This is a genomic window from Rhizobium sp. 01T444, assembly GCF_056398305.1.
Window position 1 is genome coordinate 21,297 of the sequence record NZ_JBFTPD010000046.1, and the last position, 13,340, is coordinate 34,636.

At 58.0% G+C, this 13,340-nt stretch carries 11 protein-coding genes and 4 pseudogenes; 7 read left to right on the forward strand and 8 right to left on the reverse strand.

Annotated features, from left to right (window positions below):
- Positions 1 to 203 precede the first annotated feature (203 nt).
- Positions 204 to 1,250, reverse strand: a complete 1,047-nt coding sequence (locus AC1DTN_RS34660) for a LacI family DNA-binding transcriptional regulator (protein WP_477924625.1) — start codon at positions 1,248 to 1,250, stop codon at positions 204 to 206.
- Positions 1,251 to 1,715: 465 nt separating this feature from the next.
- Here AC1DTN_RS34660 and AC1DTN_RS34665 point away from each other — a divergent pair, with 465 nt between their 5' ends.
- The 4 genes and pseudogenes from AC1DTN_RS34665 to AC1DTN_RS34680 all read left to right on the forward strand — a co-directional run.
- On the forward strand, positions 1,716 to 1,985 hold the full coding sequence (locus AC1DTN_RS34665) for a N,N-dimethylformamidase alpha subunit family protein (RefSeq protein ID WP_477924627.1): 270 nt from the start codon (positions 1,716 to 1,718) through the stop codon (positions 1,983 to 1,985).
- Positions 1,948 to 2,238 (forward strand): annotated as a pseudogene (locus AC1DTN_RS34670) (aldehyde dehydrogenase family protein); the annotation flags it as partial. The gene AC1DTN_RS34665 and the pseudogene AC1DTN_RS34670, both read left to right, overlap by 38 nt.
- Before the next feature lie 571 nt (positions 2,239 to 2,809).
- Complete coding sequence (gene acs / locus AC1DTN_RS34675) at positions 2,810 to 4,759, forward strand: acetate--CoA ligase (RefSeq protein ID WP_477924629.1); 1,950 nt, start codon at positions 2,810 to 2,812, stop codon at positions 4,757 to 4,759.
- A gap of 429 nt (positions 4,760 to 5,188) precedes the next feature.
- Positions 5,189 to 5,320, forward strand: a pseudogene (locus AC1DTN_RS34680) (ATP-binding protein); the annotation flags it as partial.
- Between the two features lie 172 nt (positions 5,321 to 5,492).
- Here AC1DTN_RS34680 and AC1DTN_RS34685 read toward each other — a convergent pair.
- The 4 genes and pseudogenes from AC1DTN_RS34685 to AC1DTN_RS34700 form a co-directional block, all read right to left on the reverse strand.
- Positions 5,493 to 6,641, reverse strand: a complete 1,149-nt coding sequence (locus tag AC1DTN_RS34685; RefSeq protein ID WP_477924631.1) for an epoxide hydrolase family protein — start codon at positions 6,639 to 6,641, stop codon at positions 5,493 to 5,495.
- A gap of 172 nt (positions 6,642 to 6,813) precedes the next feature.
- On the reverse strand, positions 6,814 to 7,554 hold the full coding sequence (locus tag AC1DTN_RS34690) for an NAD(P)H-dependent oxidoreductase (protein ID WP_477924633.1): 741 nt from the start codon (positions 7,552 to 7,554) through the stop codon (positions 6,814 to 6,816).
- A gap of 12 nt (positions 7,555 to 7,566) precedes the next feature.
- Positions 7,567 to 7,785: pseudogene (locus AC1DTN_RS34695) on the reverse strand (acyl-CoA dehydrogenase family protein); the annotation flags it as partial.
- Between the two features lie 48 nt (positions 7,786 to 7,833).
- On the reverse strand, positions 7,834 to 8,718 hold the full coding sequence (locus AC1DTN_RS34700) for a LysR family transcriptional regulator (protein WP_477924635.1): 885 nt from the start codon (positions 8,716 to 8,718) through the stop codon (positions 7,834 to 7,836).
- A gap of 330 nt (positions 8,719 to 9,048) precedes the next feature.
- Here AC1DTN_RS34700 and AC1DTN_RS34705 point away from each other — a divergent pair, with 330 nt between their 5' ends.
- Positions 9,049 to 9,990 carry a GlxA family transcriptional regulator gene (locus tag AC1DTN_RS34705; RefSeq protein ID WP_477924639.1) on the forward strand — a complete coding sequence of 314 codons (942 nt, stop codon included), beginning with the start codon at positions 9,049 to 9,051 and terminating at the stop codon, positions 9,988 to 9,990.
- A gap of 238 nt (positions 9,991 to 10,228) precedes the next feature.
- Here AC1DTN_RS34705 and AC1DTN_RS34710 read toward each other — a convergent pair whose 3' ends face one another.
- Both AC1DTN_RS34710 and AC1DTN_RS34715 read right to left on the reverse strand, forming a co-directional pair.
- Positions 10,229 to 11,197 carry a magnesium and cobalt transport protein CorA gene (locus AC1DTN_RS34710; RefSeq protein WP_477924637.1) on the reverse strand — a complete coding sequence of 323 codons (969 nt, stop codon included), beginning with the start codon at positions 11,195 to 11,197 and terminating at the stop codon, positions 10,229 to 10,231.
- Positions 11,194 to 11,610 carry a glutathione S-transferase C-terminal domain-containing protein gene (locus AC1DTN_RS34715; RefSeq protein WP_477924641.1) on the reverse strand — a complete coding sequence of 139 codons (417 nt, stop codon included), beginning with the start codon at positions 11,608 to 11,610 and terminating at the stop codon, positions 11,194 to 11,196. The genes AC1DTN_RS34710 and AC1DTN_RS34715 overlap by 4 nt, the downstream gene beginning before the upstream one ends.
- Before the next feature lie 38 nt (positions 11,611 to 11,648).
- On the opposite strand from AC1DTN_RS34715, the gene istA reads away from it, so the two are divergent.
- A complete protein-coding gene (gene istA / locus AC1DTN_RS34720) occupies positions 11,649 to 12,908 on the forward strand; it encodes an IS21 family transposase (RefSeq protein ID WP_477924638.1) in 1,260 nt (419 codons plus the stop codon).
- A pseudogene (locus AC1DTN_RS34725) lies at positions 12,905 to 13,093 on the forward strand (AAA family ATPase); the annotation flags it as partial. The gene istA and the pseudogene AC1DTN_RS34725, both read left to right, overlap by 4 nt.
- A 72-nt stretch (positions 13,094 to 13,165) precedes the next feature.
- On the opposite strand, the gene AC1DTN_RS34730 reads toward AC1DTN_RS34725, so the two are convergent.
- Positions 13,166 to 13,340, reverse strand: a 175-nt coding sequence (locus AC1DTN_RS34730; protein ID WP_477920074.1) for an ATP-binding protein, incomplete at its 5' end; no start/stop codon positions are given.

Sequence of the window (13,340 nt, forward strand, 5' to 3'; positions counted from 1 at the left end):
CGAAAGGCCGACCGTCAGCTTCTCGTAATTGATCGCAGAACGGGCTTGCGCCGACTCAATGATGTTCCGTTCATCGGAAATAACATGGGCAGAGACGTAGCCGCTATTGCCCATGTGTTCGGCGACAATTTACCCAAAAAAGGAAGACACACAAGGAAAATTTAGTAAATATTTATTGCGGCTGCGAACGACTTGAGAAACGCTCAGGATTTTATGGCGGTGCGACAGCTCTCGCGGTGAATGAGCTCTGTGGAGATGAGCACTTTCTTGCCATAGGTGCGTCCGGAGAGGCGTTCTAGCAAAAGATCGACGGCGACCTCGCCGATATGCTCGCCGTGAACGCGAACCGTCGTCAGCGGCGGCATGAGGAACTGCGCGACCGGGATGTCGTTGAACGAGATTACGCCGATATCGTCGGGTATGGACAGACCCGCCTCCTGGATCGCCCTGTAAGTGCCGATCGCCATATTGTCGTTAGAGGTGACGATCACGTCCGGCTTTTGCGCCAATGCGAGCAGATCGCGTGCCAGGCGATAGCCGGTATCCAATCGAAGGCTTTGTCCTGACGAACAGTCGGCCAACGCGAGCAGGTCAGGATCGAACGTGCCTTGCTGATTCTGCCATTCGATATAGGCAGCGCAGCGTTTCTCGCCGAAAGGCGTGACGGTCCCATTCGATTTCTCGTGACTGCCGATAAAGCCGATCCGTTTGTACCCGCTGGCTTTCAGGGAATCCATGACCTGGAGGGTCGCGATCCCCATATCCGAAAGCACGCTGTCGATCCGGTCGATTTTCGGGTCGAAGTCGGCAAAGACAATCTGCCGCGCATGGCGCTGCAGCCATTCGATTTCGTTATCGTAATGTTTGCCGATCACGATGACGCCCGATGCACTCTCAAGAAGGGACGCCTCCGGAAGAGCGTCGGAATGGAAGACCTTGACGATCTCGGTCTTGAGTTCGCGACAGCGGGTCTCGATGCCCAGGCGAACGCCGACATAATAGGGGTCGGCGATCTCATCGGACGGTTCGAGGAAATGCACGATCACGAGCTTTGTCAGCGGGCTCGGCGTTGCCTGGCCATTTGTCTTGTTGCGATTGCGCGGCGTCTCGTAGTTTAGCGCTTCGGCTGTTTCGATGATGGCCTGCCGTTTTACCGGCGAAATGGAAAGGGCTGGGTCGTAGTTCAGGACCCGCGATACCGTGGCGGATGAAACGCCCACGGCCTTGGCGATTTCCTTGATCGTTACCATACCGCTATCCCATTCTACGGCGCGCAGCCTGCCACAGCAGCGCATTCGGGGAAATAGGTTTCAGTAAATCTTTACCAAGCTTTCCGCGATTTTTATAGCTGCGGGACTTTATTCGGCCTCCGGTGCTTATACGCAAGGCCCCAGTCCCTTCAATACAAGCCTTGACTCACGGTTTCCCCGGCAAATTTAAGAGATTTCCCGGTGTTGGTGCCCCGGGGCGTTTGCACTCTCGAACAAGTCGCCGTGCACTCTGATGATATACGCCCCAAGGGCCCAACCCTATTCTTGTCAAAGATCAACCCTTGGCTGCGCCTCAGGACAGGGTGGCGACACACGCGGTGACTTCGTTCACCAACTAGGACAATTGCCCTCACATCGGCGATGGAGGAGGCTGTAAAAATGCGACTACTATGCACGAGACCCCAGGGCCAGCGAGCGCCGCGCCATCGTCGGGCGCTGCGAGGCATGAAATTGCGGACTAGCAAGCACCGTTTGAACAAATTGGACGGCGTGTTTGAACGACGTTCTCGCGTCCTTCTTATTGAAAGCTTTACGGACGACGTGGTTGTCGCCTTCGATGGTTCGCCGTTAGGGCCACATATTGATAGAAGCGCCAGGGTGCTTCGCGCCTTGGGCCGCGCAGCCATTGCTGGGAAAGAGACAGTTATTTCCCTAGGTGAAGAAGGACCGTGGGGATCAGCCTACTGGCATTGCTGGCGCAACTCAGGAAGATGAGGTCGTGCAGTGCGCGAGATCTTCGGTCCAGTGCACACGGATATCCAAAGCCATGAATATAGCTTCACGGCTGCCATATGGCTGTACAGGGGTCAATAATCATTTCATGCTGGCGACAGAAATGCCTCACGGCGGTGTTAAGCAATCCGGCTTCGGCAAGGACATGTCTGTCTATGCCTTAGAAGATTACACTACCATCCGACATATAATGATCCGGTGCAACTTAGCACCATCTCTCGCTGGCCAGTTGTGAGAACTCCCAAGCCTCCACCTGGCCGGCGGCAGAAATCACTAGCAGCGATCGTTGAAGCGACAACCGCCGCCAGTGTCTCCTTGAGAGATGAGGCACGCCGTTTGGGCGAGGCCGTGGGGCGCTTCAATATCTCAAAGGCCGTGACCATGGGATCTGCATCACGCAATGATGTACTTACGGCCTCATAATCGGGGGAGTGACCGTCCGGGTTTGCCAAAGGCCATTTGGTATAGGTATCGACGCGACCGCTCACGAAATGCTTCAGGGATGGTTCGCAGCTCAGCCCAATGGCGACGCAGAAGGACTCAATTCAGAAGTTCAGCGCCTGGCCGAGATCGGGTATACCCGCAGATCCCCAAGACAGGCTGAGCGAAATCGCCAGGATTGAGATACGCGTTAGCGGAAGAACATGTTGAGGAGAAAGGCATCGTCCAACAAGACTGGTCCGATGAAAACGACGACGGTGTCGAGCGTGGACCTTCTGTCGATAGATCTTCCCGCGATTTTCTAGAAACTCAGACGGTGCCCTAACTCGGGTCAATCGGAATGATGCAACGACAAGGATGTACGCATGTCCAAAAAGACCTACCCGGTCCTGAAAAGCGCAAAAAATCGAGCGCTCATCGACAATGAAACCTTTCTGAATTGGTACAAGGAGAGTGTCGAAAACCCCGATGCTTTCTGGGGCCGGCACGGCAAGCGGATCGATTGGTCCAAGCCCTTCACCAAGGTCAAGAACACGTCCTTTGAGGGCGACGTCTCGATCAAGTGGTTCGAGGATGGCGAGACCAACGTGTCCGTGAATTGCATCGACCGACACCTGAAGGATCATGCCGACCAGGTGGCGATCATCTGGGAAGGCGACGATCCGTCGCTCTGCAAGAACATCACCTATCGCGAATTGCATGAGCACGTCTGCCGGCTCGCCAATGTAATGAAGCTGCGGGGCGTCAAGAGGGGCGATCGTGTCACCATCTACATGCCGATGATCCCCGAGGCGGCTTACGCAATGCTGGCCTGTGCCCGCATCGGAGCCATCCATTCGGTGGTGTTCGGCGGCTTTTCGCCAGATGCGTTGGGCGGCCGTATCGTCGATTGCRAATCGACCTTCGTGATCACTGCCGACGAGGGCTTGCGCGGCGGCAAGCTCGTCCCGCTCAAGAACAATGTCGACAGAGCCATCGATATCGCCGCACGTGGCTATGTGATGGTCAAGGATGTGATCGTCGTGCGCCGCACCGGCAACCCCACGGGTTGGGCGCCGGGCCGCGACCACTGGTATCACGAGGAATGCGCCAAGGTGAGCGCCGACTGCCTGCCCGAGCCGATGAACGCCGAGGATCCGCTCTTCATCCTCTATACCTCTGGTTCGACTGGCAAGCCGAAAGGCGTGCTGCACACGACCGGCGGCTATCTCGTCTATGCCTCGATGACGCATCAATATGTCTTCGACTACCATGAGGGCGATATCTACTGGTGTACGGCGGATGTGGGCTGGGTGACAGGCCACAGCTATATCGTGTATGGTCCGCTCGCCAATCGTGCCACGACGCTGATGTTCGAAGGCGTGCCGAATTATCCCGACCAGGGCCGTTTCTGGGACGTGATCGACAAGCACAAGGTCAACATCTTCTACACCGCGCCGACAGCGATCCGGGCGTTGATGGGCGCGGGTGACGATTTCGTCAAGCGCTCGTCGCGGTCTTCGCTCAGGCTGCTCGGCTCGGTCGGCGAGCCCATCAATCCCGAGGCGTGGGAATGGTATTATCACGTGGTCGGCGACGACCGCTGCCCGATCGTCGATACCTGGTGGCAGACCGAGACCGGCGGCATTATGATCACGCCGCTGCCCGGCGCCACCGACCTCAAGGCCGGCTCGGCGACGCGGCCCTTCTTCGGCGTCAAGCCTGAGCTCATCGATGGCGAGGGCAAGGTGCTGGACGGCGCTACGGACGGCAATCTCTGCATCACCGATTCATGGCCCGGCCAAATGCGCACGGTCTACGGCGATCATGAGCGCTTCATCCAGACCTATTTTGCCATCTACAAGGGCAAATATTTCACCGGCGACGGCTGCCGCCGCGACGCCGACGGTTACTACTGGATCACGGGCCGCGTCGATGACGTGCTCAACGTTTCGGGCCACAGGCTCGGCACGGCGGAGGTAGAATCGGCGCTGGTCTCGCATGCCGATGTTTCGGAAGCGGCCGTCGTTGGCTATCCGCACGATATTAAGGGCCAAGGCATCTATTGCTACGTGACGCTCATGGCAGGCGTGCAGAGGTCCGACGAGCTGGGCAAGGCGCTGGTCGGCCATGTCCGCACCGAAATCGGCCCGATTGCCGCGCCCGACAAGATCCAGTTCGCGCAAGGCCTGCCCAAAACCCGTTCCGGCAAGATCATGCGCCGCATCCTGCGCAAGATAGCAGAGGATGATTTCGGCGCGTTGGGGGATACGTCGACGCTGGCTGATCCGGCGGTGGTGGATGATCTGATCGCAAACCGGCAGAACAAAAAATAATGGGCCTGTGAGGAGCGAGGCCACCTTGGCGTGCTCCGCAAATAGGGCCTCAATACCTCGTAAGCTCGGCGCCTTACCGAGGTGGGTAGGCATCAACTTGCAAATCTGAACCGAGCGGCGTGGAAAATACTGGCCAGTTCTTCCATCCATAGTGAAGTCAACCAACATCCAAGTTCCATAAAAAGCGTTATGCAATATGTTATATCATAACGATGGATTGTATTTCCAAGCCCCTGCCGGCGCGCAGCCTAAGTAAAATGTTGTCTTATCAGCTAGATAGGTGTTAAGCGCGGGGCGCGAGACTGCGGGGCCGACCGTTCGGTTCCGTTCAAGGCGCGCATTTAAGACAGCTGGGCATCGATCGCGGGTTTGTCGAGTACTGACCATACTCTGACAATCTTGCGGACGGACCTGCCCGATCATTTCGATCTCACCAGTCAGGTCCCGGTCGAGCACTGGCACGACATGATCGGCAATCCGACCATTGCCGATGCTATTCCAGACCGGCTCGTGCACAACGCAAACCGCGTCGAGTTGTCCGGCGAGAGCATGCGAAAGTGACGTTCCGTCAGCGCCGCGGAAACAACCCAGGCTCGACGACGCGATAACGAGGATCTATTCATTGACGAGACCCAGAGCTCAGCTCGAAGCGAACGGCTTCAAGGCAGAATCGTGGCTGGAATAAATTCGGAATGGTGGTCGAAATCATCGGAATACGCAATCGACGCCAATCTCAGCGAAGCGGCCGGAAAAACTCCCTGATCTCGTTTGACAACAAATACGGCTGCTCAAGTGCGGCGAAATGCCCGCCGGTCGGCATTTCCGACCATCGTGTGACATTTGCGACCCGCTCGACCCACGACCGCGGCGGGATCGGCAGTTCCTTGGGAAAATGCGCGATCCCCAAAGGCGGCGTCAGTCGTTCGCTCGGGGCAAAGATGAGAGGGTCGAGGCGGTTTTCTTTGTAAAGCCGGAGCGAGGCATTGAGGTTGCCGGTGAACCAGTAGATCGAAATGTCGGTCAAAATCGTATCCAGCGAGAGAATGCCTTCGAGATCACCGTCGCAGTCTGTCCATGCCCGAAACTTTTCTGAAATCCATGCAGCCAGCCCTACGGGTGAGTCCGAAAGCGCGAAGGCCAAAGTCTGCGGCTTGGTGGAATGCATCGCCGAGTATGCCCCCTCGGTCGCGGCCCATGATGCAGCACTCGCCTGGTAGGCCCGTTCTTCTTCCGTCGGCTCTTCGCCGAGCGCCAGCGTCGGGCGGAACCCCGCCGACACATAGTTCAGGTGAAAGCCGACAACATTTTCCGGAAACAGCCGCGCCAGCCATGTGGAAACACCTGACCCGATGTCGCCACCTTGTGCACCAAACCGCTCGTATCCGAGCGATGTCATCAGTTCATGCCAAAGGCCGGCGATGGCGCGTGATCCGACGCCCGACTCTAAAGGCGCGGACGAAAACCCATAGCCGGGAAGCGAGGGAACCACCACATCGAAAGCATCCGCTGGATCGCCACCATGGGCACCGGGATTTGTCAGGAGCGGCAGGATGCGTTCAAATTCGGTAAAGGAACCCGGCCAGCCATGAGTGAGGATCAGCGGCAAAGGCGCCGGCCCAACGCCTTTTTGGTGGATAAAATGGATATCGGTGCCGTCGACCGATCCTACGAACTGTGGCAGTTGGTTAAGCCGCGTTTCTTCCGCGCGCCAAATGAAGCGGTTTTGCCAGTGGTTCACCAGCCTGAGGAGAAAGGCGAGACTTGCGCCGTCCTCCCAGGAAGCGTCGTCAAGTGCCTTAGGCCAGCGTGCCATGGACAGACGATGCTTTAAATCCATAAGGTCTTCGTCGGCAACCGAGATCGTGAATGGACGAATGATCATGTCTTATTCCTCGAATGGTCCGCGAACGCTTGAAACCATGGCTCAGGTGGCGTGTGAGTTGGCCGACCGCCTTTTATGAGGCTTTGCCGGAAAACGTTGAATCAAAACGAACTCGCTACGGACGCGATCAGTATCGGCGCCCACCAACAGCCCGGACAACGGGGGAGTGCCGTCAGACATCCCTCTGCACTCCCGAGCGGGCGAGAACACCTGGCTTCAGACGCTCGTTCGCGCCATAGTCTTCCTTCGGATGGAAGAACAGGCGTGGCGTCGTTTCGAACTCGACAAGTCGCTTCTTGTAAGCCTCGAGATACGCCTGGCGACCATCCTCACCGACGCGGCCAGGCATGTACGCAACGAATGGCGGCAGAACATCGAAACCACTGTACCGCAAAAGTCCGTTATGAATCGGCCATAGGACTGTGAGGATATCGCCGTCGATTCCGTCCGGAGCGTAGGTGTCGGCCGAGCTCCCGGTTGTCGTTGTGACCATGGCCGTCTTACCCTTGAACATGCCAGTGTCGTACTTTCGGCCCGGCAAATATGCGAAGCCTCGGGCAAACACCCGGTCGGCCCAACCCTTAAGTACTGCCGGCATACTGAACCACCAGACCGGAAACTGAAAGATCACCAAGTCTGCGCGCTTCAGTTTTTCCATTTCCACCGCGATGTCCGGAGACGTGGTTCCCTTCTCATACGCGTTAGTCTGCTCAATCGGAAGGCTGAAGAATTCCGGATTGCTCGGTTGCTCTTCGAAGTCGTCATGGCCGGCCACGGGGTTAAATCCCATTGAGTAGAGATCGCTCACGACGACATCGTGACCAGCCGCAGTTAACGTTTTGACGGCAACGTCTTTCATGGCGCCATTGAAGGATTTAGGTTCCGGATGAGCGTAGACGATGAGGACGTTCACTGTGAAATTCTCCTAATTCCAGCGGGGCAGTCCTGGCAAATGCTCGGACAGGAACGAGAGGATAAGGTTGGTTGAAATCGGTTCGACCTGATATAGGCACGTTTCCCGGAATTTGCGCTCAACATCGTATTGCTCCGCGACGCCGAAGCTGTCATGGGTCTGAATGCAGACATTTGCGACCTCGTTCGACACGTCCGCGTCCAGTATCTTGGTCATGTTTGCTTCTGCCCCTGTTGCCGGTTGCATAAAGCAGTGCAGACATGGCGGGGGGTCGTTCGATCAATCAACAGAGGCCCCCGCCCAAATCCGCGCTTTTGAAGCGCACACGAAGGCATCGGACGCGATGCTTCGCCTCCGTCCAGAGACGGCCGCAAGCACAACATGTCCGACGACGTCCACATCGATGAAACGGATCACGCTTAGGCGATCGTCGTACCGGGTCAGCGGCATGAAAGCGCAGCCCAATCCCGCGAGCACCAGTTGCTTGACCCGGCTCGCATCGGACGCACGGTGGCGAACGACTGGCTCGAATCCGATCTGCGCGGCGGCAGTGCGAAGACGCGCGCAGTCTCCGCCGTCATGATCGATCCAGACCTCCTTGCTGGCGGCTTGCAGGCTACCGGGAGTGCACTGCGCCAGTGGGTGATCAGCGCGGGCAATCATGTGATACGTGTGTTTGAAAAGAAGCCAGCTTTCGAAGCGTTCCGGTGCCTCGTTAGGCGCTTCGGTTATCACGAGGTCCAATTCGCCCCTCATGGCGGCATCGACTAGGCTTGCGGAGGAGCCGGTTGTCAGCGTGAGTTCCAGACCGGGCAGGCCGGAGCAGAGCTCGGCGAGGATCGCATCAAGCGTTTCGGACTCGATCGCCGCATCTACACCGAGAGACAGCAAAGCCACTTCCGCCCTTCCGACCCCTTTGGCCAGTTGCTTGGCCGCTTGCGCCGCCTCAAACGCGCGCTCGAGGTGCGGGAGCATAAGCCGACCGAGATCGGTCAAATGCGTGCGGCTCCGCTCTCGGCGGAAAAGCGGTCCGCCAAACTCGTCTTCCAGCTTCTGGATCGCGCGGGTGAGGGAGGGCTGGCTGACGTTGCAGGCATGCGCCGCCCGCGTGAAGTTTAAAACACGTGCCATCGACAAGAAGTAGCGGACCTGGTGCATCTCCATGGCTATTCTCGCTTTCTCGCCGCAGTAGCCACTGCCCCGCTTCGTCGCTTATGTTCCCAGGTAGGGGCTCTGCGACCGCAATGCGTATCGTCCCTGCTCGCTCGCACTCAATACGTATCCTTCAAATTGCGATCCTCATCTCCTGGCTATAGAGAAGGACTTTGCCGCATTTTCCAGTTGATCGGGATTGGCGGATTCGACAAAAAGCGTGTTAAAAATGACAAGCTGATCTTTGGTGTGCAAATTCGTCCGGAAGGAATTCTACTGGTGCAAATAAAAGCGCGAGCGCCGTGTGCAGAGATAGGACTCCTCCTTTACCCGCAATGCCATATGGCGATGGTACACGGCATAACCGACCTGCTACAGGTCGCTAGCAGCTTCTCCGAAAGGCGAGGGGGAGCTCCGCTGCGCGTTACGCACTGGAACATGAATAGCGCGAGCAAGATTACCCGCTGTTATGATTCTCACCCCGGCGTCGAGCACGGTCCCGACGTCGTGATCGCTCCATCGTTCGCCTTGAACCAGCTCCCAGGGCACGTCGATGCCAAGCAGGCGATGCCCTATACGACGTGGTTGTCGGAGCGACACGCGGTAGGCGCAACGCTTGCTTCAACAGGCTGCGGAGCATTTATGTTGGCGGCGACCGGGTTGCTGTCAGGGCGTGCCGTGACCACTCACTGGCTGCATGCGGACAAGCTACAGGCGGACTTCCCCGATGTGAAGATCGATGTGAGCAAAGTCGTCATCGAAGATGGCGAGATCCTTACTGCCGGCGGGATGATGGCTTGGACAGACCTCGGCATGCGCCTGATTGACCGGTTGCTCGGCCCGACGGTCATGGTTGAAGCCGCTCAGTTCTGGCTCATCGATCCAGCAGGACGCGAGCAGCGCCACTACAGCATCTTCGCACCGCGGCTCACTCACGGGGACGAGGCGATCTTGAAGGTACAACACTGGCTGCAATCCAACCCGATGCGCTCGATCGCTTTATCAGAGATGGCACGAGCAGCGACGATGGAGGAGCGCACATTCCTTCGTCGATTCAAGTCGGCAACGGGCATGACCCCCACCGGGTATACCCAGCAGCTGCGTATCGGCAAAGCTAGAGAACTTCTTCAGTTCACAAAGCGGCCAGTGGACCAGGTCGCACGTGCAGTGGGGTACAGCGACGCTGCCTCTTTCAGACGCCTCTTCCAAAGGCTGGTCGGTCTTACACCGGGCGAGTACCGCCGACGCTTCGAAGCAATCAATGGAGACGGCTTAGCGGCATAGTACCACAAAGGAGCTTGAGGATAAGGGCTCTAGCGGGAAGCTCGTCGAACAAAGAAGATAATCACCTAGCGGTACCCGCGCCCGATAGACGGGTCCACATGGTTCGAAGGTTCTTCACTAAAGTGGTCAGCGCCTCCAAGTTTTGCTGAACGGGCGCATTGGACAAAGATGCCCGGCTTCGGTCCGTTGGTGGGTGAGTTTGCCAGCTGGCTACTCCGCTTCCACTAGGAGTGGCGTCTCATAACCATCCGGCACCCCTGAATCGACGCCACAGAAGAGCGCAGAGAACTAAAATGGTGCCGAGTACGCCGAAATAGCCGTAACGCGTCTCAAGCTCCGGCATGTAGCGGAAGTTCATCCCGTAAATGCCCGCAATCGCTGTGGGAACGGCCAGAATAGCGGCCCAGGCGGCAAGTTGGCGGGTGATCACACCTGTCCGTTGCTGCTCAAGCAGGCTGCTTAACTCAAAAGCTGAGACGAGCACATGCAAGAGCCCATCCACCATCGTCTGGACGCGGGTCACATGGTCCAGCACGTCGTCAAAATAGGGACGCGCTTCGGCACTGATGCAAGGGTAGTGGCCCCGCACGAGCTTACGGGTGATTTCGCCCATAGGCCCCAGGGTTCGCTGGAAGCGTGTCAGTTCGCAGCGCAGATGGAAGATGCGCACCACTTCTTCGCGTCCGAGAAAGCTGTAGAGAGAGTGCCGCTCCATCTGGAGGACATCATCCTCGACCATTTCGAAAATCGGCAGATAGTCGTCAACGACCTGATTGAGTACGGCATGCAGGACGTAGTCGACGCCCTGCGCGAGTAATTCCGGGGCTGTTTCCAGATGGGCGCGGAGGTCTTCACGGTGGGCGCTCGATCCGTGATGCACGATGATGATATGATGGTGGCTGACAAAAATGGCGAGGGCCCTATATCGGATCCGATCATCTTCGAGCCATGCCGACCGTGCGATCACGAATAACTGGTGCCCGTGAACTTCAAGCTTGGGCGGCTGATCCGGATCAAGCGCGGCCTGCACCACCAATGGACGAAGACCGTAGCGATCCTGCAAAATTCTCAGTTCGGTGCTGGTCGGATCCTGAAGATCGATCCACACGAACTCTGACCGATCCATCTGCTCCGGCACATCTTCGTCGAGCGCGATGTCGCGGATGCGTGTGCCGTGTCGGTAGCGGCAAGCGGCGGCGACCGTCACGGGCGTGTAGGGACGCTGAGCCCGCGCTGAACCGCCGACCGAGCCAAGGCTCGCTCCAGCCATTCGGCGACGTGTGGATAGTTTCTCAACCCGATGAGAGCGCCCGCCTGATAGCTGGTATCAAGCGCTCGCACCCAACCGAGCGAAGCTATGTCAGCTATCGAGTATTCGCCGGCACCTCCACCGACCAACCAGGAACGCCGCGCTAGTCTTCCGTCGAGGACGCCCAGCAGACGCTGGGTTTCGCCGAGATACCTGTCGAAGGGCCGTTTGTCCTCGATTTCACGACCCGCATTTTTGTAGAAGTTGTCAGTACCGGAGCAATACTCCCCAATAGTGCCGTTTGAATCTTCCCCAGGTGCTGCGGCCGCCGGTCTTCCGGGGCGCGCCCCGGAAGACCGGCGGCGCGTCATCGTCAATACTCTTTCCGATGGTCGGAAGGGGGATATTGGTGATCAAGCTGAGGGAGACAATCATGATCCTGGATCTGCATCAGCAGGGGCTGACGGTATCGGCCATTTCCAGAGAAACGGGCATCGATCGCAAGACGGTGCGCAAATACATTGAGCGAGGCCTTGAGGCTCCGGCCTATGGTCCCAGGAAGCCGCGGGCAACGGTGATCGATCCGTTTGCTTCTTACCTGCGGGAGCGGGTGAAGACCTATCCATGCCTAACCGGCAGTCGGCTGCTACGAGAGCTCAAGGATCGAGGCTATACGGGCGGCTACACGGCTGTAACGGATTTTCTTCGCGATGTGCGACCCGCTGCACACCAGGGATACGAGGTTCGTTTCGAGACGCCGCCCGGCGAGCAGGCCCAGGTCGATTTCGCCCAGTTCCACGTCGTCTTCACCGACGAACCGATGACGCCGAGGATCGTTTGGCTGTTCTCAATGGTGCTGGGTCACAGCCGCCTCATCTGGGCGCGCTTCGTCATGCATCAGAACCTGCCAACCGTCCTGCGCTGCCACATCGCTGCTTTCGAGGCCCTTGGCGGTGCTCCAAGGGAGGTGCTCTACGACCGGATGAAGACTGCCGTCATCGGCGAAGGCCAGACGGAAGGCATCATCTACAATCGCGCACTCATCGACCTGGCACGCCACTACGGCTTCCACCCGAAGGCGTGCAAACCTTATCGTGCAAAGACCAAGGGCAAAGTCGAGCGACCGTTCCGGTACATCCGCGAGGACTTCTTCCTGGCCCGCTCGTTTCGCAATCTCGACGACCTGAACGCCCAGCTCCGGCACTGGCTGGACACCGTCGCCAATCCAAGGAAGCATGCGACAACCATGCGCTTCGTCAATGAAGCCTTTGCCGAGGAGCGACCGCACCTGCGACCGTTACCGCTGGCACCGTTCAAATCCGTTCTGAAGCTGGAGCGCCGCGTGTCGCGGGAGGGCATGGTCAGCGTCGGTGGCAATGCCTACAGCGTTCCGGATGCCACACGAAGCCGAATGGTTGAGGTCCATTCCCTCGCCGACGAGGTCCGCATCTTCGAGAACGGCACGCTGATCGCAACTCACCCGGTCCTGGAGGGCCGTAAACAGCGCCGGGTTCATCCGGATCATCGGCGACCCATTCAGCCGCAACATGGGCTGGGGAGACGGCAGGATACTCATATCTTCAAACCCGCCGGCGACACCGTGCTGCAGCGATCGCTTGCCTTCTATGATGCCGTCGGCAAGGTCCTGGCACAGGAGAACCGACCATGAGCGCCACCCTCGACCCCATTCCGTCGATGATCGACCGTATCCGTCATGATCTCGTTGGACTGAAGATGCCGCGCGCATTGGAAGCTCTCGACCATGTCGTGCGCCGCCTCGAGCATGGTGAGCTATCGGCCCTTGAGGCCATCGATATCCTCCTGTCGGAGGAACTGACCCTGCGTGAGAACAGCTGTTGGTTTTCACGCGGAACTGAGCCGGTTTTTCCACCGAGAAGTGAGCCACCTCTAAGTATGGTTTTTTGATCAGGCTCTGGTCAAGTGACTGGCTTTTTCTCCTCTCTTTTGCGCTGCGGCGGCCGAGCTGGCTTTGAAGCGGAAGCTGTCGTTCCCGGTTTCAAGGATGTGGCAACGGTGGGTGAGACGGTCGAGAAGAGCCGTCGTCATCTTGGCGTCGCCGAAGACCGTTGCCCATTCGCTG

Excerpts from the sequence above, each read along its gene's own strand:
- AC1DTN_RS34660 (WP_477924625.1), bottom strand. The coding sequence starts at position 1,250 with ATGGTAACGATCAAGGAAATCGCCAAGGCCGTGGGCGTTTCATCCGCC.
- AC1DTN_RS34665 (WP_477924627.1), top strand. The coding sequence starts at position 1,716 with ATGAAATTGCGGACTAGCAAGCACCGTTTGAACAAATTGGACGGCGTG.
- AC1DTN_RS34685 (WP_477924631.1), bottom strand. The coding sequence starts at position 6,641 with ATGATCATTCGTCCATTCACGATCTCGGTTGCCGACGAAGACCTTATG.
- AC1DTN_RS34700 (WP_477924635.1), bottom strand. The coding sequence starts at position 8,718 with ATGGAGATGCACCAGGTCCGCTACTTCTTGTCGATGGCACGTGTTTTA.
- AC1DTN_RS34705 (WP_477924639.1), top strand. The coding sequence starts at position 9,049 with ATGGCGATGGTACACGGCATAACCGACCTGCTACAGGTCGCTAGCAGC.
- AC1DTN_RS34715 (WP_477924641.1), bottom strand. The coding sequence starts at position 11,610 with ATGACGCGCCGCCGGTCTTCCGGGGCGCGCCCCGGAAGACCGGCGGCC.